Source organism: Sporosarcina sp., assembly GCF_029257255.1.
Lineage (GTDB): Bacteria > Bacillota > Bacilli > Bacillales_A > Planococcaceae > Sporosarcina.
Genome location: NZ_JARICI010000014.1, coordinates 67,043 through 86,281, shown reverse-complemented (window position 1 = coordinate 86,281; position 19,239 = coordinate 67,043). Strand labels below are relative to the sequence as shown.

The following is a 19,239-nucleotide window of genomic DNA, read 5'->3' as shown; positions in this document are numbered from 1 at the left end:
TTCCTCCTCTATTTTATCGTGCCGTATGAAGCAAATGAATCCGAGGCTTTTGTTCCGCCGCACTAAATTGCACTTCCGAATTCATTCGGTACACCTGCCGGATCATATCCGTCGTCATCACTTGGCCAGGGGTTCCGTACATCGCCTTTTCGCCGCCTTGCACCACAACAACTCGGTCGCTGTAGTAGGACGCCTGATTCAAATCATGCAGTACCATCATCACCGTCATGCCCATATCACGATTGAGTTCACGCACCAATTCCAACACTTCATGCTGATGCGAAATATCGAGATACGTCGTCGGTTCATCCAGTAATAAAATTTTCGGCCGCTGCGCAAGTGCCATCGCAATCCAGGCTCGCTGCGATTCTCCCCCCGACAACGATGCGACCGTGCGCTCCTTATATTCCGTCAAATGCGTCTTCTCAATCGCCCATTCGATAATTTCATGATCATCCGCACGCAGTTTCTCAAACCATTTCTTATGTGGGTAACGTCCGTACGATACGAGATCAAACACCGTCATATCCGCAGGTGCCTGATTTTTCTGGCTAAGCATGCACATTTTGCGTGCAATCTGTTTTGCACTCATCGATTTCAAATTCACACCATCAAGTTCTACTTTCCCTGCAAAATAAGGAAGCTGACGTGACACGGCTTTCAATAATGTAGACTTACCCGAACCGTTCGGACCGATAATCGATACGACTTCCCCTTCCTGCACCTGAAATGAAAAGTCGCGGATAATGGTTTTCTGTTCGTAGCGAATGGATATCGAATCGACTGTAAACATTTACAACACACTCCTTCTCATTAAATACAGGAAGTACGGGCCGCCAATGACCGCCATCAAAATACCTGCTGGAATGTCCATCGGTGCAAACAGCGTGCGCCCGCCTGTATCGGCAAGCAATAACACCAATGCACCAAGCGCCATACTCATTGGCAGTAAAAACTTATAATTTGAACCAACGAGGAACCGCGCCATATGCGGCACAATTAATCCAACAAAACCAATCATCCCAATCGCCGCCACAGAAACAGCTGCGAGAAACACCGCCAGAATCGACAGCATAATACGAATCCGGTTGACGTTCTCTCCTAAATTCATTGCCACCTGATCACCCATCCGGATCACGTTTGCTTTCCTTATAGCGAAGAACGATAAAATCCATCCGATAATCGAATACGGGAGCACCATTGCCAAAGTGGCATTCCCTTTTGCAGCCAAACTACCGTTCATCCACTGAACAGCAGAAGGAAGGCGGTCACTGTACATAATCGACAAATAGCCGACCACTCCCCCGCACAATGCGTTCACCGCAACACCTGCGAGAATAATCGTAATCGGCGACATCCCGCTGCGCCGCCATGCCAGTGCATAAACAGCTGTAGCAGCAAACATCCCGCCAATGAAAGCCGCCAGCGGAATAAACTGCGTGTACTCCGGCATCGCCAGCATAATCGCCAGTACACAAACGGCGGCTCCACTAGTCACACCCGTCAATCCCGGGTCCGCGAGCGGATTGCCCATCACTGCCTGCAAAATCGCACCTGATACCGCGATATTCGCACCAATCACCATCGCCAGCAACACGCGCGGCAGGCGGATATTCAAGATGATCGTATCGTTTACCGCACTCTCTGCGGATTTGAATAATGTCTGTAAAATTTCAGGAACTGCAACTGTCACACTACCTAAGCCGATTGCCACAATACCTGCAATCACCGCCAGCGCAAACGTAACACCTACCGTAAATCCGCTCCGAGAGTTCGTCATTGCTATTAATCCCTTCTGTTACTCATAAAAATAAGTAGAAATCTCCGTCAATGCTTTCTCCGCATTTTTAATCGACGTCACACCGAATACTTCATAGTCTAAAATGTGGACATTGTCGTTTTTATAGGCAGACAGCTGTTTCCACGTTTCATTCTTCTCAACTTCTTTTTTGAACATATCTTCAGACGCCCCGTGATCTCCAGAAGCCAGCACCAAAATGATATCCGGATCCGCCACTACGACTTCTTCCATGTTAATCGGTGAATACGTATCTTTTGCTTTCAGCACTGAAGTGGCAATATTCTCAGCACCTAAACGTTCAATCAGACTTCCAACATATGATTTATCATTCATCACCATGAATGAATCCGATGTTCCGATCATCAGCATCACAGTCGGTAGTTCCTTACCTTCACCCTGTTTCACCAGTTCATGCTCTTTCGCAACCAGCTGATCAAGCACTTCATGCATTTGATCTTCTTTACCGAAATACGTGCCCAATGCCTTAAAACTCAACTTCAAGTCTTCAAATGAATCCGTCGGCAGATAAGCAGCAGGCAAGTCTACACCCTCAAGCGCCTTATCAAGCGTCGTACGAAGTGATTCTGCACCTAAAATCGCATCAGGCTCAAGCTTCGTAACAACTTCCAAATCAGGTTGCATCGGCGAACCGATCCGCTCAATCGCATCAAACTCTGTTGGCAGTGGATTCGTCGAAGTAGGCACTCCAACCGGCGTCACATCCAGCATTTGCAGCATTTCTGCCAACGGAACAGATGTCGTAATCAAACGTTCCGGAACCATTTCAGGAAACTGTTCGATCAACTCTTCCAATTCCTTCTCATCGACATCGTCTCCTTCTTCAGCAGGCTGGCGTTCCGCATCTTTCACTTCTGTATCAATCTCTGTTTCGTTTTTTACTTTTTCAGATGTATCCTCTTTCGTATCTGCTGAACAAGCCGTCATAACTGACAGCACCCCAATTAATAAACCTATCCAAATCTTCTTCAATGCAGTTCCCCCTGAATATGTATTATCGCTATTCCTAACGCTTTTATTGAGAATGATTTTCAATCTCACCAACAATGATAACCATTCTCATCTTGAGTTGTCAACAGTCCTTTACATTTAGAATCTTTTCATCTATTAATTACTAAGAATATTACGAAGTGTTTTTCATAACAAAAAACTTTATTTTAAAATAAAATATTATAATTGAGTAAGGCTTAAAGGACTAGCACCACTCAGAATAAATTAAAAGAGCTTTTTATCTACTATTTTACCATTTAATTACTCATTAATGGATATTTCCTTTTATAATTTGTCATCTTTCGTCGGTAAAGGATGAATATTCAAAAGTTCACATAAAACTCACATACTCATGGGGGAATTCCCTATATCTTTTGATTTCTATAATTTTCACACAATTTCTTTACATTTACGTAAGAAATTCTGTTAAACTCTGGTTATACAATCATTTCCTTTTGTGGATGATTGAACATTCTTTTAAGGAGGGTTCACATATATGAGATCTAATTTATTAATTTTTGCCGTAGCTTTTTTAGTTGCCTTTGGCGCGGGGTATCTATTTTTTCACGATAGTGATAAAACTCCGGCCACTCAGCAGACAACGGAAAACAATTCAGCTGAGTCCAATGAAGAAACACCAGAATCGGAAGATGAAGCTTCTGTTCCCTCAGGCGCTGAACCGCTGACAACAAACAGCTGTATCGGCTGCCACGCCGTGAACGACGCCGGGATTACAGGCGGAACTACAGGTCCGGATTTATCCGATGCTTATGCCAATGTGAAAGACAAGCATGGCATTGAACTGGATGAATTCCTGCAACAGCCGACGAGCGCTGTTATGTCAGGAGTCATTGCCGAAAATCCGTTATCTGACGAAGATCGGGAACAAATTGTCGAGTTTTTGAAAAAAACATCTGAAAAATAATGAAATGAGGTGAAGTTTATGAACAGAACAACAGCACGTATTATATCAGGCGTTTTAGGAATCGCCCTGGGTCTTCTCATCGCATTTGTCTTCTTTGCCGATTTAAACAAAGGGGAAGAAAATGCTTCTTCCAATAAGTCCAAAGCAGAGAAAGTATTCGTTCCCTACGGAGAATTGGACGAGTATTATATGATGGCTTCCGGGGGCCACTCCGGACAACTATTTGTCTACGGTGTTCCATCGATGAGAAAAATCCGTACCGTTCCGGTGTTTACACCAGATCCCGCTACAGGTTACGGATATGATGATAAAACGAAAGAAATGCTGGGCGGCTACACATGGGGAGATTTCCACCACCCTGCTATTTCAGAAACCGCCGGTGATTATGACGGTGAATTCCTGTTCGCCAACGACGTAGGGAATAACCGGGTCGCTGCAGTCGATTTGAGTAACTTCCATACAACGGACATTATGTCACTGCCGAATATGGGTGGTCCGCACGCAGGGGTATTCGTAACGGAAAACACAGAGTACATTGCATTGCCGACAAGATTCGCACGTCCGCTCGGTGACGAATATGCTCCACTTGATAAATACGAAGAAGAATACAAAGGTGTCGTATCCATGACGACTTTCGACCGCGAAAAGAAGAAATTTGATCTGGCATACCAGGTTGTCCTGCCACCTTGGTCTTATGACCTTTCTGACGCAGGTAAAAAGATGTCCAGTGACTGGATTGTCATGACAACGTACAACACAGAATTTGCAACAACAAACCAGGAAATCAATGCATCTCAGCATGACCGCGACTATATCGTCATGATGAACTGGAAAAAGCTTGAGGAAGCGGTGAAAGCAGGTGCAGGAAACGACATCAAAGGGACTACTATGATTGACCCGCGCGATGTAAAAGGTGCCATTTTCGCAGTTCCTGTTGCTAAGTCACCACACGGCGTGGACGTAACTCCTGATGGTACACGTTTCATTGCAGCCGGTAAATTGGCTCCAATGATGACTGTATTTTCATTCGAGAAAGCATTCGAAGCAATTGAAAAAGAAAACTTTAAAGAAGAGACTTTCGGCATTCCAGTTTTAGGCTATGAAGATGTCATGGAAAAAGAAGTGGATCCTCCAGGAGCACTCGGACCTTTGCATACGCAGTTTGACGACCGTGGAAATGCATTCAATACTATGTTCATTTCATCTGAAGTAGTCAAATGGAATATTGAATCAGGCGAAGTAATTGACCGTACACCTTCTTACTTCTCCCCCGGTCACGCGTCAGCAACTGAAGGTGACACTGTATCACCAGACGGAAAATGGCTCGTTGCGCTCAATAAAATTGCCAAGGATAACTTCTTGTCAGTCGGACCTTCACATCCGGAATCAATGGATCTAATCGATATTTCCGGTGAGAAAATGGAACATATTATGGCTGTTCCAGTGGATCCTGAGCCGCACTATGCGCAAATCATCCACCGCGATAAGATCAATCCGATTAAAGTTTATGAAAAAGATGAAGACCGTGAGAACTCTGTCTGGAAGCAGGAAGATGCAAGAATTGAACGTAAAGGCAATGAAGTTCACATTTACGGAATCGCCATGCGTTCGAAATTCATTTTCGATGCCAGTGCAGAGCGTCAGGATGCTGTCAGCGTTAAACAGGGAGACAAAGTATTCTTCCATATGACCAACATTGACTTGGATCAAGATATTACACATGGTTTTGGAATCAACGACTATAATCTAAACTTTGAGGTACAGCCGGGACAGACGAACACACTGGAATTCACTGCAGATAAAGCAGGCGTCTACCCTATCTACTGTACAAACTTCTGTTCCGCACTCCATCAGGAAATGAGCGGTTACCTGCTCGTCGAACCGAAGTAAGAAGAGTTATACCGCACTTAAAATGTGAAGAGAGGCATTTCCTTTCTTCACATTTTTAAGATTCAGGAGGTGCACCATGAAACAACGACTTACCAAACAATCAATGATTATATTGCTTGCGTGCTCCCTTATTATCGCCTTCACAATGCTGGTACCCTGGTGGGGAATGAAATTCTATGCCCCTCAATATCCTGAAGGTCTTGATATTATCGTCTATCCTACAACACTTGCAGGTGACATTGACATCGTAAACGGATTGAATCACTATATCGGAATGAAAGAATTCAGTAACGAATCTTTCCCCGAACTGAAAGTAATGCCATATCTCGTGCTAGGCTTAGCTGTACTTACCCTCTTAGTTGCATTGCTTCGAAGAAAGATCTTTCTATATGTACTGTTGGGTATCTTTGCAATCGGAGGAGCTGCAGGGCTGTGGGATATGAAAAGATGGCTGAAAGATTTTGGAACTAATTTGGATCCGAAAGCACCAATCGAGCTCGCACCTTTCGTTCCTCCGATCATCGGTGATAACGTCATTGCAAACTTTATTACGACCAGTTATTTTACCTGGGGCGGCTATATGCTCGCGATTGCTTTTCTGTTAATGGTTTACTGTCTGTGGAATGACAGGGTGAGAAAATGAAGCAGCTTTCCCTTATATTTCTCGGTATTTTCACAGTTGTAATGCTGCCGGCAGCCGCTTCAGCAAACTCGCTGCAGGAGTTAATCAATGCAACGCCCGCGGATGGCACACTTCAGCTAGAAGGCAAAGAGTATGAAGGCAATGTCGTCATCAGCAAACCCTTGACCTTAAAAGGTTCAAGTAAAACCGTCATCAAAGGTGACCATACCGGCAATGTCATTGAGATAAGAAGTGAAAGTACTGTACTGGACCAGCTGCAGATCGAAGGCAGCGGAATGAGTCGGAGCTCCGAAGAAGAATATGCAGGAATTCGCGTCATGGCAAACGGTACGACGCTTCAAAACTTGACGATTTCAGACAGCTATCACGGTATTTATTTGAATAAAACTACTGATACGCTAATCAAAAACAGTCATGTCATCGGCCATGGTGTAGAATCTCTCGGTAATCAGGGAAACGGTGTGCAGATCGCACGGTCCAGTAATAACACCATTCAGGACAGCCGTTTTGAAAAAACTCGGGACGGTATTTTCGTGGAGTACTCAAATAATAATGTCATTACGGGCAATACGATGACCGAAACGCGATACGGCCTGCATTATATGTATTCCAATTTCAATGAATTCAAGAATAACAGCTTCATCGGCAACACAGGAGGTGCGGCAATCATGCACTCTGACCATATTTTACTCGAAGACAATAAGTTTTCATTCAATCAGGGTTCGCGTTCATTTGGCCTGATCGTCCAAACAAGCCGCGATGTCCATGTGCTGAACAACGAATTTCATTTAAATCAACGCGGACTTTACCTCGAGCAGTCAACAAGTAATACAATAGAAGGAAACGACTTTTTCCAAAATCAGATCGGCATCGAACTGTGGACGTCTTCCACCGCACATGTATTCTTTAAGAACCATTTCCGGAAAAACCGCATCGATGCGTTGACAGTTGGCGGCGAATCGAATAATGAATGGTTCAAGAATGGTGTCGGGAACCACTGGGACACACCTTTGATTGATTTGGACAACGACGGCGTCGGGGATGATCCGATTGAATACACTTCTGCTCTCGACAAGTTGGTGGAAGAAAATGAGCTGACGTATATGTTCCTGTCAAGCCCTGCTGTTCTAATTTATGAGAAGCTGAATGGTCTGCTCGCTTCTCAAAAAGTAATGGCCTTTGATAAATATCCGATGATGCAGACATATCAGGGACGCGGATTAACAGCGATTGCAGGACTTATTGCCGCAGCGCTGATCGGGGGAACATTTTATTTCAGGAAAAGGATGGTGAAGCACTGATGTATATATGGAAAGAATTTTTAGAACAGACTCGCGGAAAAGGACTTTGGCTTGGCATGATCGTGCTGATTCTCGCTTCACTGTTCCTGATTGCTGAAGCCCGTAACTTCCCTGCTGATCTTGGGTTTGAGGCGATGCTTTTATCGGTATTCGATATGAATATTTATTTGCTTCCGTTATTTGCAATGTTCCTTTCCTCTTTCTCCATTTTTCAGGAGAAAGAACTGAAGACGTCGATGATATTACTGACGAAGAAAGAATCTCACTGGTCTTTCCTCTTTAAAAAGTCGCTGTCAATTCAGCTCGTACTCATTGGATTGTTCCTGAGCTCTTATCTGATCCTGGCGATTTTCATGAAGTTTTTTCTAGAGTTTCACGTCTTAAGCTTCCTGTATTTCATACTGGTGATGGCTATTTTCCTGCTGATTTTCAATCAGCTCGGAATCTTGCTTGGAACTGCAGCAAGTACGAAAATGCAGCTTGTCGGTGCGAATATTCTGGTGTGGTTTTTCATCGTGTTTTTATATGATCTGATGTTCCTTTATTTCCTGCCGATCGTTACAACAGCAAATATCCGGTTTTTCTCCTGGCTCTATTTCCTGGATCCAGTGCACACGATGCGATTCTATCTGGAAACCAGTTTCGGCCTGTTTTCATTGGATCAGATGTCCCGGATCATGGAGAAATTCGTCTTCATGGATATGAATGTGTTCCTGTTGCTGAATGCGGTTCTTTGGCCGGTCATCCTGTTCTTGCTGACTGCAGCTTTCAGAAATGGAGGGACATACAATGATTAATATCGATGCGCTCAACTACGCTTATTTCCGGAAAGAAGTACTGCAGGATGTTCATCTGCATATAGAACAAAACGAGCGCTGTGCACTTGTCGGGCGTAACGGTGCCGGAAAATCCACACTCATCAAACTGCTGCTCGGTCTGCTTCCAATAAAACAGGGAACCATATCACTCGGCGGTATTTCGAATAAAAAGCAGGATTGGAAAAAGAATGTCGCCTATCTGCCTGAGAAATTCCAGCTCTATCCACACCTGACCGGTATGGAGAATATGCGCTTCTTCGCTTCATTGGCAGATAAGAAACCAGATACGGAGGAAATGGAAAGAATTCTTCATTCTGTATCCTTGTATGAAGCGCGGCATGATTCAATCGGAACATATTCTAAGGGAATGCTTCAGCGGCTTGGGCTCGCACTCATTCTATATTATGATACAGATATCATTATTTTAGATGAGCCTACGAGCGGACTCGATCCGATTGGACGCGAAGAAATACTCCAAATTATTTCGGCGCTGAAAGATAAAACAATCTTGATGGCTTCGCATCACTTATCGGAAATCAAGCAAATATGTACGCATGTCGCATTTTTAGAAGACGGTACACTCACAAAGTATACAGTGGATGAATTTATCAATGAGCATATGAAGGAGGGACAGAATTGAAAAAGCACGGCTTTTTATTGGCTATAATTTTACTGTTACTCACAGGATGCGGTTCTGCAAATTTGTCAATCCAATTAGAACAGACGCCTATCTATGAGCATGGCACACCATCTGAGATGACTGTGTCGATTACGAAAGATGGAGAAGCGGTCAATGGGCTGACGGTGACTGCGGATCTAGAGATGGCAAAGATGGATCACGGTCATCTGCAGGCGAATTTGATAGAAAACGGCGACGGCACATACTCAGGTGAAGTGGAACTTCCCATGGGCGGCGAGTGGATTGCAGATGTGAAAGCCGAGTCCGCTGACGATAAAGCAGAAGAACTCATTACATTCGATGTCAAAGAGAGATGATGAATTATGAGAAAGTGGTTCTACCTGTCATTAACCATTCTATTATTGCTGACGGGTTGCTCCGATGATCAGCAAAAAAAGAAAGACGAACCTGTCGCTACAGAAAAAGAGTCAGTTGACAGTGACAAGGTGATTGAAATAGAAGGCAAAACTTTCACAAAAAATGAAATGGAATTTTATGCGCTTATGCAGAAAATTTTTATTGAACGAAACCGCAGTGAAGATGTAAAGAATAGCAACGAGATAGAAAAAACCAATAACTATTGGGATTCGCAGGCGGCACAATACGATAATGTCAATGTGCAGCTGCAGTCATTGATTGAAGTTCATGCGATGGCATTATTGGCAAAAGAGAAAAACTACTTCGTGCCGCCAGAAGAAACAGAAGAAGCCGTTGAAGATATTCACGAACAAATTTCCACCAATCCTGATATTAAGAAACTAGTCAGTGACTTCGGGGAAAATCAGTTCGACATTGAAATCTTCCCGTATATGCAGGAATATTTGCTGAAGCAGCGCGTCATGGCAGAAGTTGAAAAAGATGTCCGTTCTACACATGACGGAGCAAGCGAACAGGAAATTTCGTACGAGAGTAATGCTATGTATGACGACCTGTATGAAGATCAGGTGTCGGGTATGGAGCTCAAGTTTTATATTAAATAAACAGCATTTTAAGGAAACATAAAAAGGTCCCAGGCAGGTAAAATCGCCAAGGACCTTTCACAATTCAATTTCCAAATTCTTTATAAGCCAGAACTTTCAATGCCAGCAACTCGTCTTCCGATAATCTACTTTCATACTTTGCAAGCAGCGCCTGCTTTTCATCCGATGTCATGCCACTCTTCATTTTCCCCTGTAGTTCTGCCAGTTCACTGACGCTGAACTTTTTAATCAATACGCGTACTGCCTGATCTTTGGTTTTAAACGGCAGATTCCGGTCATCTATCGTGCTTCCCTCTGCAATAAACGACTGCAGTTCGGGATCATTTTTCACTTCTTGCTTGATCGCATCCAGCTGGCCAGTGCTTTCCAGCTCCGCTTCCACTTGCCCCATCACTTCATCTGCAGCGAGTTTACTGCCGAAATAGAAGATGCCGTATCCGACCGCTGCAAGCACAATAACTAGGGTCAATAAAATTTTTATTATTTTCATGAATGGGTGTCTCCCTTCTTTCCATCATTATAGACGTTTCAGGATGAAGTTAGTTACTTATTTTATCTCTCTTCTTCTTAATAAAATCAAGAACAAGTAGGATCCTATTGTACAAACTATCCGCCACCGCACCAAACTATCCGTTCATTCAAAAAAGCCCTGCAACTATAATAGTTAACAGGGCCATTTCATACTCTATGAACATTTGCTCTTCTTTATAACGTAAACTTCCGAACCAGTTTACTTAAATCCTCTGCCAGATGCGCTAATTGAGCGGAACTTCCGGCGACTTCTTCCATCGAGCTGCTGGTCTGTTGCGAAGCAGCGGATGTTTGTTCCACGCCAGCCGCAGATTCTTCAGCAATGGCTGCAATCTCTTCGATCGACTTACTCATTTTCTCACTGCCATTTGATATTTCCGAAAGATTTGTCGACATAACGGTAATAAATTCTCCGACTTCATTCACCGAGTCACTGATCTCCGCAAATGTCTGACTCGTCGTCTGCAGCTGAACTGTTCCTTTTTCTACTTCTGCATAACCGCTCTCCAGTGATGACGCCACACTACCTGATTCCAGTTGAATATTGCCGACAATGTCGGTGATGTCTTTAACCGATACCGCCACTTGTTCCGCCAGATTTCTAACTTCATCAGCGACAACCGCAAATCCTTTGCCGTGCTCGCCTGCCCGTGCTGCTTCAATTGCCGCATTCAATGCCAATAAATTGGTCTGATCGGCGATATCTTTGATGACCACGACCAGTTTGGATATTTCCTGAGTCTGTAAATCCAATCCTTTAATTTTCACCACTGCATCTTGAACAATGCCATCAATCTTCTTCATTTGTTCAGACGATGTTTTCATCAACTCTGCCCCTGTTGTTGTTTGTGACAGAACGTTTTCTGATGAATGCTTAACCGCTTCACCTTTCTGGTTCGCCTCTTCTACCTTGGCTGTAAACTCCTCCATATACACCGCAAGTTCGCTCGCTGTATTCGCTTCACTTTCAATACCTGAAGTCAGTTCCTGCATCGTCGCTGCAATTTGAGCCGTGGCAGTATTTACTTCGGATGAAGATTGAGTGAGTTCTTCGCTGTGTCCTGACACAGAACTGGATACTCCGTCAATTTCGTTCAGCATTGTCCGGATATTCGCGCTCATGTCATTCATTGATTCTGCCAGTTGACCTACTTCATCATGCGACCTGACTTCCAGAGGCTCTTGACTCAAATCACCATTCGCAATTATTTTCATTCGTGTCATCACGTGATGAATAGGCTTAGTCACAACATTCGATGTGATAAGCGCAGCTATTATACTGATGACTGCCACCAATAGCGTGACAACGATCGTCCACAAAAGTGCCGTTTTACCGGTTTCAATCACTTTCGCTCCATTTTTCCCGGTTTCTATTTCACGGTTTGTTGCCACACGATTATATTCTTCTATCAACTCTCTGCTTTCAAGAGATAATTTATCTAAATTCTGAATAGCAGCACGCTTCTGACCGCTTTCATATACGTTCAGAACATCATGAGTAATTTTCTTGCTCCATATCAGCGTCCGTTCTGAAAGCTCGTTAAATTCCTCTGAAACCCCTATAGCTTTTGCTTCTTCTTGAAGTTCCGAAACCTGATCTGCCATGTAGGTAAAACTATCCTTATAGGACTCATCCCCCCACAGGAGATAGGCTCGAACAGCAGACATGCGGCCGGTCATATTAGACGATAACCTCAGTTCAATTGCCATTAATTGAGTGTCATGCTCTATAATCTGTTTTGTTTTATTGTTTACCGTTTTTAATGACATCACGGTATAAGTACCTAATCCAGCCACTAATAAAATAACGACTGTAAAAGCCGCCAATAGTCTGCTTTTCACACTTTTAAAACGAATTTTCGCCTTCATCGATGTATCCCTCTTTCTTGCCTAACGCTGTAGATTAGTTCAAATAAATCAGTTAGGAATAAAATAATTATACACATAAAGACACCACTCGTCACTACATATAGATACTTTAGAACTAATTAAATGTATTCAGAATGGAGCGAATAAATACTCAATGTATTTTCATATTAAACTAGTTCAATCTAGCAGATCCGGTATGCAATTGACTTCATTAAAAAAAGGATACCGCAAAAGCCGTTTTAGAGCTTTTAAAGGTATCCTTTAGCGGATATTAATTGGTAATGACGAATGAAGCCAATACACCCTGTTTCAGTCTGATGCAATTTCTTTCACTTGCCGAGTCAGCGCCTGCTCTTATGCGGCAGTATGAATACTTTCATTGAAACCATTTTCACTTTCAACAGTATAATGTAGCTGCATACCGTCTTTAAATTGTTCTGTACTTTCTTTCACGTAAGAGGATAAATCTTCGAAACGATTCAGCTCTATCGGTTTTTCCAATGTGGAAAGTGGCGATTTGGCAAAAAGAGCTGTCATTGAACATCATTTCTGACGTCCAATGACCACTCCGTTAGTGTTTATTTTCAGTGATCCAGACATATTTCACTTCTACATCACGTCCGTCTAGCCTATACGCCCGATCCAACTGTCCCGACTCAATCAGTTTACGGAAAGCCGTTTTCATCACAGCTGCCCAGTCGTCAATACCTGATTCGTAACGATTCGGATAAATTGATGGATACTGATTCTGCAGCCGCGCTAAATCTGCCTGGTCAAAATGGTGATGATACTTGTATTTCGAAGAAACAGAATTAGCCTTTAACCGTAGAGGCGGCTGATCAATCTGCTTCCCTTTGCGTTCAAATGAAATCACATTATTTTTACCTGAGGTGACTTTATCAATCTCTATTACTATCTCTTCATTGGACATTGCTTCTGTCTCCTCGTTTTCACTTTACCATTCTAAACGGCCTACATAGCTCCCATGTACAAACAACTCATCATACGGCACATAATCTGAACGCACTTTAATCCATGGCGCTTCTTTTAATTGATCATCCAGAATAATCATAGGCATGCCGGATTTAGGATAACTGTACGCATATTGCTGACTCGTACTTGGATCTCGACGGAATTTCAAGGAAATTTCATTTATATTCGTTAAACCGATCTTAGCTTGATTGGCGAGCTCCCTGCCACCCATCATCCGATCAATCCTGTACATATGTCCCGCATTTTTTGCTCCCCAATACGGATCGGAAGCATATTTCACATTCACGCCAACTGCTTTATTGCCAAAGTTTGTCCCGTTTGCATATCCACCTGTTGGCGGCAGGTAGTTTCGATTCAAAAACACGTTGACTAATTCTTCAATGTTGTGATTGACCGTTGTAAATTCCTTTTTACTAGGATTATCGTCTGTCACATATAACCCGAATATATTATTATACTTCTGCGCATAGGCACTCATGCCGTACTGACTTTCATTCTGCGCAAGTGCGAGAATATGCAGCGCATTGACATGATATTCTTTCTCGACTCTTTTTAATTCGGCACCCAATCCAATCAATTTACTTTTGACAGAAGCATCTTTGTAGATAGCAGTTGAAGAATTCTGCTCCAATTGTCGCAGTCTTGCCAAAATATAAGCGTCTAGTTCTTCCGCCGTATATTGCGTTTTGCTACGCATCGGCAAGTATTGGAAATATTGATGCGCCGTGCCGACTTGCTGCCCAGCTGCATTTGTAAAACGGCTGCCGTCCGTACTGTAATAGTGCACGCCGTCTTGCATGAATCGTGGTGCCAATCCGACTTCATAAACGCCTGTACTCCCCGCGTTATGCGAATAAATCGAGTGGAAGAGCGAGCCGTTCGCTGTATAATAATACGAACGCTTTTTGACTGTCTGACCAGGAAGCAAGCGGCTGTTATCATGCGTAATATAATAATTAACCCCCGCCAGCTCTACTTCTACATACGCATCAGTTGAATTCACATACAGAAGCTCTGTATCAGCCGCAACATACGTAACTTCCTTTTTTAACAGCTTGTCCGAATGAAGAATCGTCAGTGAACTTCCATTCGCGGACTTCGTAGAAACTAAACCGGACGGCATATGTACAATCATTCCAGATTTCAATACCGCCTGATTTTGCGTCATCTGACTGGCTGCTTCTTCAAAACTAGTAAACTTCCGCACAATCGAAACCGTCCCGTCAGTCTGCACATTAGCCAAATCATATGTAACCTTCTCAATCGTAAATGTTTTCGTCACGCCTTCTTTCAGCGCTTTGCCATCACGATTTTCGACAGCGGGCGTAATATGTATCGTGTACGTCTCTCCCGCACGATAATTTCCTGACGGCGGCAAGATTTGTACCGTTTCATCTGAATTACTGAAGGTAATTACATTTGAAAGCTTAATACCCTTCGAATCCGTAATATAGATAGATTTATTAGTAACAGTCTTCCGATCCACAGGCTTATTAAATGAAATCTTCCATGTCTTAGTAGGCTCCACATTGTCAACATGTGGCCATACTGTCGCAGCTCCGGCATTCAGCGAGAAGCTGATCATTACTACGAGCGCTGCCAAACTAGTCGCGATAAGTGGTTTTAAAAATTTCACAGTCAGTTACCTCCTTTTGCTGTCGATTATACAGGTTTTTAGACATTATAATAGAGTTAGTGGAAAATTCTCTTAAATAACTTCCTACTAGTCTTTAATTTAGTGTTATAAAAAAACTCTTTAACCAGTCATTTCACTGATTAAAGAGTTCAACTTTCCTTCTATCGTTCACAAGCAATCCCATCTTTATCGCGATCCATTCCTGTATGAAGATTGTAAAGACTTGGCGATACAGTTGGCTTGTACTTTGTTTTGCCGCCTTTATTTTGAACTTTTGCATTCTTAGCGACACCGCCAGGATATGCCTTGTTCAGCTCCTTACAATTCTGATATTTAGCCGCGGCAGCTTCTGTTGATTGAATAGGCGCTACTAAAAGAGTGATAGCGAACGCGGAAATGAACATAGATTTTACGATCTTTTTCATAAATAGTCTCCTCGGAATGTATTTAGACGTATCTAAGATGATGTGTTGCTCTAGTTGATTGTTCTAAATATACAATATTATCCAGTGTAAGTAAATAGTTTTTTACATATAATTTACTAGTGACTATCCAAGTATCCCATACGCTTATCCGCACTTATTACTCCTCTTCTTTCACACCAAAGTTTCGATTCGACCTGTCCTTCATAATTAGATAGGTAGCCGAGTGATTCATCTCATTTATCATCAATTGATTCGTTCTTCCATCTATCAAGTTTTTATATTTGCAGGCCGTTTGGTAACGGCTGTTGAATGAATAGTAGCTCACATCCACCTTGAATTTAGCTCCATTAATAAACGTAACACACGTCCGTTTTGCGTCAATCTCTATGTAGCTTCGGATATGATAGAGTGCGAACCAGATACAATCCGGTTTATGCGGTGACTTGCTTGGAAAGAAAAAGATGTTCAGCAGCTCATTTATTACGACAGGCGACATAAACACATCACCTAAAATGACTTTTGTGCTGTCTTTTGCGCCTCGCAAGCTGGAACCATAATAGCGAAGATTTCTATCTATTACTTCAGTCGGCTTTTGATTTACACGTTTCAAAACATTGCCTTCCATCGCGACAGATTGCAAAACCCCTTCCTCCGTATATTCTGGATAGATAACAGCCGTGCCTTTTGTAACAATAAATTCTTTTGATATTTTCATTTGATTTCCTCCTTTTGTCTCAAAGGCTTTCGATTTTTGTTAAAAAGGAGTATACTAATACAAGATTGGTGTACTCCAGTCTTCTTTCCCCGAGTGAGTCTGCGACGACTTTCAACACTCGGGGATTTTTTCTGTGCTCACATACAATGTCCCTCACCTCCTTTACGGACATAATTAAGAAAAGCCGACCACAAATGAACACACATTATGATCGACTTCGGACACCTTTACTATTTCTTTTTCATTATTTCACAAAATTCAAACTGCGACTTTAAACCTTCTATTTTACCTATCATATCCTAACTAAATTAAATAGTCTATCTATTTGGTAAAATATTTTCTAAATACAAGAATTTTCTTTTTTTTCATAATTAGAACAGATTTGGTCGGTAAATAAGCCCTATAAATATATCTTAAGCAATAGTACAATTTCTAAACTTCTACTATTACAGAATACTTACTCTCGTCATTCCCCCAACAGATTCACACACGCCAAAATTAACATACTGACTTTCGTATTTTTCATCTGCCCTCTCTATGATGAAGACACCCAGGGAATACAATGTGTCGTGCACGGCCTGAAGAGGTCGCATTAATGGAGAACTTTGACGATGTATCAGAGCAGTATGAGCCAATGATTTCAGCAATCATTCGAAAATTACATATTTACCGTGATTTCGAAGATTTTCGTCAGGCAGGGCGTATTGCATTATGGCAGGCATGGAGCAGATTTGACCAAAGCAAAGGGAACTTCACACCTTTCGCTTATCGATCAATTTACGGCGCTATGCTTGATGAGATGAAAAAGGAAAATCGCTTAAACGAACGCTATGCACCGGTCGACGATCAAACATTAGCATTGATAGAGGGCTATTCAATGGAAGAAGATGTGTTTCCAGCGCTGAATATCGTGTTAAATACACTGAATTTGGAGGAACGGCAGTTACTATCGATGATCTACACAGAAAAAAGATCGCAAACATTCTGTGCTGAATTCTTTGGCATTTCGAAAGCGGGCGTCAAGAAACGGCGAGAACGTTTGCTGAAGAAATTGCGGGAGCGACTGACCGAAATGGGCCGGGAAGAATTTTAAGGTGCCTGTGTGCCACACAATTCAGACACAATTCTAACAATAGATGAAAAGCCTTCTGATCTTAGATGATCAGAAGGCTTCATTCTTTGGTGCCTGTGCGCCACACAACTCAAACACTATTCAGACAATCAGCTTCGTACTTTTTCTTCATCTTTTGCTAACTTTGCCAAGCAATAGTCGGCGTATTCTTGAATCGTTCCTTCTGACGGCGGATGCATATACGACAGCAATGTTTTTGTGTCTAGAAACCTCCACTTATTAGTTTGCCGGCTGGCGTATACGGGGAAGGAGCTGAATGGGTAATCGGCGAGGTCATTGACCATAGGTAGCTTTGTTTTAATGGGATTTCGGTGAATATAACGGCTGACGGCTAGAGCGCCTTGGGGACTCTCGATCAAAATGGGGTGATACCGTTGCTGATAAATCCTTCCCACGTGGTTGTAGCGCCTCGAATAATAATCACTGTATCTTCGATTGATATGACTCATAATCCGCGACAATTCATCTTCCGACTTAATCAGAAAATGATAGTGGTTCGTCATGATGCAAAAAGCAGCCATAGAAAAGTGGAACTTCTCGTGGGCATGACTGATAATCCGGAGCATATGATACATATCTTCCGGTGTCTTAAAAATACTCTCTCGGTTGTTACCTCGCATAATCACGTGGTAATAGGCATTCGGCCGCCAGTTTCTTTTTCTTACCAAAAACTCTCCCCTCCTCCATATTGGACCCATCATAAAGAGAAAGCGGAAACCTGTCAAAACAGGAAAAATGAATTTTAGGCAGGAAGAAATCTGATAGGTATGCTTTCACGCAGTCATTAAAATCAATTTTCAAGACCATTTAGAGAGTAAAAATGAGTTTTCAACCAAATTGAGTTGTCTGAATAGTTTCCGAATTGCGTGGCACACAGGCACCCCCAAAAAAAGCACCCCCACACAAAAAAACCTGCACCCAAAACAAAACGGGTACAGGTTTTTCATTTACTCTTTAATCAATTCCAAATCAACTGGAATATTCGCCTCTATATCTTCGCCATTCAACGTGGCAATTGCTGCTTCCATTGCTTTCTTACCGATTTCTTCCGGTTTCTGTGCAATGGTTGCTGCCAACTTTCCGTCTTTTACTGATTTCACCGCGTCATCTGTTGCGTCAAACCCGATGACCACAAGATCTTTTCCTGCAGACTGGATCGCTTCCAACGCACCGAGCGCCATTTCATCATTGTGAGCAAATACGCCTTGAATGTCAGGATTAGCCTGAAGGATATTTTCCATTACCGTCAAACCTTCTGCACGGTTGAAGTTCGCTGTTTGTTTTGCAACCACGTCCACTTTTCCATCGACTGCATCGTTAAAGCCTTGTCCGCGGTCACGTGCTGCAGATGATCCTGCGATTCCTTCTAGCTCAGCTACTTTTGCATTGTCGCCCAGTAACTCAAGTAAATATTCTCCAGCCAATACACCGCCTGCTTTATTATCAGAGGCGATATGGGAAACGACTTCTCCACCTTCTGCACTGCGGTCAACTGTAATCACTGGGATATTCGCATTGTTTGCAGATTCCACTGCAGATACAACTGCCTCTGAATCTGTCGGGTTAATGATCAATAAATCGACACCTTGCTGAATCAAATCCTCTACGTCACTTGCCTGTTTAGACGCGTCATCCTGTGCGTCAACAACGATAAGGTCCGCGCCTGTTTCTTTCGCTTGCTCTTTCGCTCCTTCACTTAACGTAACGAAAAACGGGTTATTCAAAGTGGAAACCGAAAGGCCGATTTTAAATTGCTTATCTCCGTCTTTCCCTGCATCCCCTTTATCATCTGACGAGGACCCCGAACCCGGCTGCTCGGTAGAACAAGCCGCTAGCACCAATACAACAACCATAAGTAACGCCCATTTCATCTTCTTCATTGTTCTCACATCT

21 protein-coding genes are annotated in these 19,239 nt (G+C 42.8%); 9 read left to right on the top strand and 12 right to left on the bottom strand.

Translation table 11 applies throughout. The features are described 5' to 3' along the window. Positions 1-13: 13 nt before the first annotated feature. The 3 genes from Q1J64_RS03755 to Q1J64_RS03745 are packed head-to-tail and all read right to left on the bottom strand — an operon-like array spanning position 14 to position 2,791. Positions 14-793, bottom strand: a complete 780-nt coding sequence (locus Q1J64_RS03755; RefSeq protein ID WP_301107752.1) for an ABC transporter ATP-binding protein — start codon at positions 791-793, stop codon at positions 14-16. Further along, the gene (locus Q1J64_RS03750; protein ID WP_301107751.1) at positions 794-1,780 is read right to left on the bottom strand and encodes a FecCD family ABC transporter permease; all 987 of its coding nucleotides are present in this window, start codon (positions 1,778-1,780) and stop codon (positions 794-796) included. It abuts the gene before it with no gap. Between the two features lie 18 nt (positions 1,781-1,798). Then, positions 1,799-2,791 (bottom strand): ABC transporter substrate-binding protein, encoded by a 993-nt coding sequence (locus Q1J64_RS03745; RefSeq protein WP_301107750.1) that lies wholly within the window; start codon positions 2,789-2,791, stop codon positions 1,799-1,801. 514 nt (positions 2,792-3,305) lie between these two features. On the opposite strand from Q1J64_RS03745, the gene Q1J64_RS03740 reads away from it, so the two are divergent. The 8 genes from Q1J64_RS03740 (at position 3,306) to Q1J64_RS03705 (ending at position 10,045) form a co-directional block, all read left to right on the top strand. Next, positions 3,306-3,734, top strand: coding sequence for a c-type cytochrome (locus Q1J64_RS03740; RefSeq protein ID WP_301107749.1), 429 nt, complete (start codon positions 3,306-3,308; stop codon positions 3,732-3,734). Positions 3,735-3,752: 18 nt separating this feature from the next. After that, positions 3,753-5,624: a Sec-dependent nitrous-oxide reductase gene (gene nosZ, locus Q1J64_RS03735; protein WP_301107748.1), complete on the top strand. Its 1,872-nt coding sequence runs from the start codon at positions 3,753-3,755 to the stop codon at positions 5,622-5,624. A gap of 76 nt (positions 5,625-5,700) precedes the next feature. Then, positions 5,701-6,267 (top strand): hypothetical protein, encoded by a 567-nt coding sequence (locus tag Q1J64_RS03730; protein ID WP_301107747.1) that lies wholly within the window; start codon positions 5,701-5,703, stop codon positions 6,265-6,267. Next, on the top strand, positions 6,264-7,568 hold the full coding sequence (gene nosD / locus Q1J64_RS03725; protein ID WP_301107746.1) for a nitrous oxide reductase family maturation protein NosD: 1,305 nt from the start codon (positions 6,264-6,266) through the stop codon (positions 7,566-7,568). Before Q1J64_RS03730 ends, nosD begins: the two co-directional genes overlap by 4 nt. Then, positions 7,568-8,365 carry an ABC transporter permease subunit gene (locus tag Q1J64_RS03720; protein ID WP_301107745.1) on the top strand — a complete coding sequence of 266 codons (798 nt, stop codon included), beginning with the start codon at positions 7,568-7,570 and terminating at the stop codon, positions 8,363-8,365. Before nosD ends, Q1J64_RS03720 begins: the two co-directional genes overlap by 1 nt. Then, positions 8,358-9,026 carry an ABC transporter ATP-binding protein gene (locus tag Q1J64_RS03715; protein ID WP_301107744.1) on the top strand — a complete coding sequence of 223 codons (669 nt, stop codon included), beginning with the start codon at positions 8,358-8,360 and terminating at the stop codon, positions 9,024-9,026. Before Q1J64_RS03720 ends, Q1J64_RS03715 begins: the two co-directional genes overlap by 8 nt. Further along, complete coding sequence (locus Q1J64_RS03710) at positions 9,023-9,382, top strand: FixH family protein (protein ID WP_301107743.1); 360 nt, start codon at positions 9,023-9,025, stop codon at positions 9,380-9,382. Before Q1J64_RS03715 ends, Q1J64_RS03710 begins: the two co-directional genes overlap by 4 nt. 6 nt (positions 9,383-9,388) lie before the next feature. Beyond that, a complete protein-coding gene (locus tag Q1J64_RS03705) occupies positions 9,389-10,045 on the top strand; it encodes a hypothetical protein (protein ID WP_301107742.1) in 657 nt (218 codons plus the stop codon). A 64-nt stretch (positions 10,046-10,109) separates the two neighbouring features. Here the strand turns inward: Q1J64_RS03705 and Q1J64_RS03700 are convergent, their stop codons facing one another. The 7 genes from Q1J64_RS03700 to Q1J64_RS03670 form a co-directional block, all read right to left on the bottom strand. Next, positions 10,110-10,535: a hypothetical protein gene (locus Q1J64_RS03700; RefSeq protein ID WP_301107741.1), complete on the bottom strand. Its 426-nt coding sequence runs from the start codon at positions 10,533-10,535 to the stop codon at positions 10,110-10,112. A 215-nt stretch (positions 10,536-10,750) separates the two neighbouring features. After that, complete coding sequence (locus Q1J64_RS03695) at positions 10,751-12,445, bottom strand: methyl-accepting chemotaxis protein (RefSeq protein WP_301107740.1); 1,695 nt, start codon at positions 12,443-12,445, stop codon at positions 10,751-10,753. A 354-nt stretch (positions 12,446-12,799) separates the two neighbouring features. After that, on the bottom strand, positions 12,800-12,982 hold the full coding sequence (locus Q1J64_RS03690) for a hypothetical protein (protein WP_301107739.1): 183 nt from the start codon (positions 12,980-12,982) through the stop codon (positions 12,800-12,802). Positions 12,983-13,016: 34 nt separating this feature from the next. Continuing rightward, the gene (locus tag Q1J64_RS03685) at positions 13,017-13,376 is read right to left on the bottom strand and encodes a hypothetical protein (RefSeq protein WP_301107738.1); all 360 of its coding nucleotides are present in this window, start codon (positions 13,374-13,376) and stop codon (positions 13,017-13,019) included. Between the two features lie 24 nt (positions 13,377-13,400). Next, on the bottom strand, positions 13,401-15,074 hold the full coding sequence (locus tag Q1J64_RS03680; RefSeq protein WP_301107737.1) for an N-acetylglucosaminidase: 1,674 nt from the start codon (positions 15,072-15,074) through the stop codon (positions 13,401-13,403). A gap of 161 nt (positions 15,075-15,235) precedes the next feature. Further along, positions 15,236-15,499 (bottom strand): excalibur calcium-binding domain-containing protein, encoded by a 264-nt coding sequence (locus Q1J64_RS03675; protein ID WP_483315946.1) that lies wholly within the window; start codon positions 15,497-15,499, stop codon positions 15,236-15,238. Positions 15,500-15,656: 157 nt separating this feature from the next. Continuing rightward, positions 15,657-16,214, bottom strand: a complete 558-nt coding sequence (locus tag Q1J64_RS03670) for a competence protein ComK (protein ID WP_301107736.1) — start codon at positions 16,212-16,214, stop codon at positions 15,657-15,659. 595 nt (positions 16,215-16,809) lie between these two features. Between Q1J64_RS03670 and Q1J64_RS03665 the strand changes: the two genes are divergently transcribed. Then, positions 16,810-17,307 (top strand): sigma-70 family RNA polymerase sigma factor, encoded by a 498-nt coding sequence (locus Q1J64_RS03665; protein ID WP_301107735.1) that lies wholly within the window; start codon positions 16,810-16,812, stop codon positions 17,305-17,307. Between the two features lie 128 nt (positions 17,308-17,435). Here Q1J64_RS03665 and Q1J64_RS03660 read toward each other — a convergent pair whose 3' ends face one another. Together Q1J64_RS03660 and rbsB are read right to left on the bottom strand one after the other, a co-directional pair. Beyond that, positions 17,436-18,014 carry a transposase gene (locus Q1J64_RS03660; protein WP_301107734.1) on the bottom strand — a complete coding sequence of 193 codons (579 nt, stop codon included), beginning with the start codon at positions 18,012-18,014 and terminating at the stop codon, positions 17,436-17,438. A 279-nt stretch (positions 18,015-18,293) separates the two neighbouring features. Next, positions 18,294-19,226 (bottom strand): ribose ABC transporter substrate-binding protein RbsB, encoded by a 933-nt coding sequence (rbsB, locus tag Q1J64_RS03655; protein ID WP_301107733.1) that lies wholly within the window; start codon positions 19,224-19,226, stop codon positions 18,294-18,296. Positions 19,227-19,239: the final 13 nt, after the last annotated feature.

Excerpts from the sequence above, each read along its gene's own strand:
- Q1J64_RS03755 (WP_301107752.1), bottom strand. The coding sequence starts at position 793 with ATGTTTACAGTCGATTCGATATCCATTCGCTACGAACAGAAAACCATT.
- Q1J64_RS03750 (WP_301107751.1), bottom strand. The coding sequence starts at position 1,780 with ATGACGAACTCTCGGAGCGGATTTACGGTAGGTGTTACGTTTGCGCTG.
- Q1J64_RS03740 (WP_301107749.1), top strand. The coding sequence starts at position 3,306 with ATGAGATCTAATTTATTAATTTTTGCCGTAGCTTTTTTAGTTGCCTTT.
- nosZ (WP_301107748.1), top strand. The coding sequence starts at position 3,753 with ATGAACAGAACAACAGCACGTATTATATCAGGCGTTTTAGGAATCGCC.
- Q1J64_RS03730 (WP_301107747.1), top strand. The coding sequence starts at position 5,701 with ATGAAACAACGACTTACCAAACAATCAATGATTATATTGCTTGCGTGC.
- nosD (WP_301107746.1), top strand. The coding sequence starts at position 6,264 with ATGAAGCAGCTTTCCCTTATATTTCTCGGTATTTTCACAGTTGTAATG.
- Q1J64_RS03720 (WP_301107745.1), top strand. The coding sequence starts at position 7,568 with ATGTATATATGGAAAGAATTTTTAGAACAGACTCGCGGAAAAGGACTT.
- Q1J64_RS03715 (WP_301107744.1), top strand. The coding sequence starts at position 8,358 with ATGATTAATATCGATGCGCTCAACTACGCTTATTTCCGGAAAGAAGTA.
- Q1J64_RS03705 (WP_301107742.1), top strand. The coding sequence starts at position 9,389 with ATGAGAAAGTGGTTCTACCTGTCATTAACCATTCTATTATTGCTGACG.
- Q1J64_RS03700 (WP_301107741.1), bottom strand. The coding sequence starts at position 10,535 with ATGAAAATAATAAAAATTTTATTGACCCTAGTTATTGTGCTTGCAGCG.
- Q1J64_RS03695 (WP_301107740.1), bottom strand. The coding sequence starts at position 12,445 with ATGAAGGCGAAAATTCGTTTTAAAAGTGTGAAAAGCAGACTATTGGCG.
- Q1J64_RS03690 (WP_301107739.1), bottom strand. The coding sequence starts at position 12,982 with ATGACAGCTCTTTTTGCCAAATCGCCACTTTCCACATTGGAAAAACCG.
- Q1J64_RS03685 (WP_301107738.1), bottom strand. The coding sequence starts at position 13,376 with ATGTCCAATGAAGAGATAGTAATAGAGATTGATAAAGTCACCTCAGGT.
- Q1J64_RS03675 (WP_483315946.1), bottom strand. The coding sequence starts at position 15,499 with ATGAAAAAGATCGTAAAATCTATGTTCATTTCCGCGTTCGCTATCACT.
- Q1J64_RS03670 (WP_301107736.1), bottom strand. The coding sequence starts at position 16,214 with ATGAAAATATCAAAAGAATTTATTGTTACAAAAGGCACGGCTGTTATC.
- Q1J64_RS03665 (WP_301107735.1), top strand. The coding sequence starts at position 16,810 with ATGGAGAACTTTGACGATGTATCAGAGCAGTATGAGCCAATGATTTCA.
- rbsB (WP_301107733.1), bottom strand. The coding sequence starts at position 19,226 with ATGAAGAAGATGAAATGGGCGTTACTTATGGTTGTTGTATTGGTGCTA.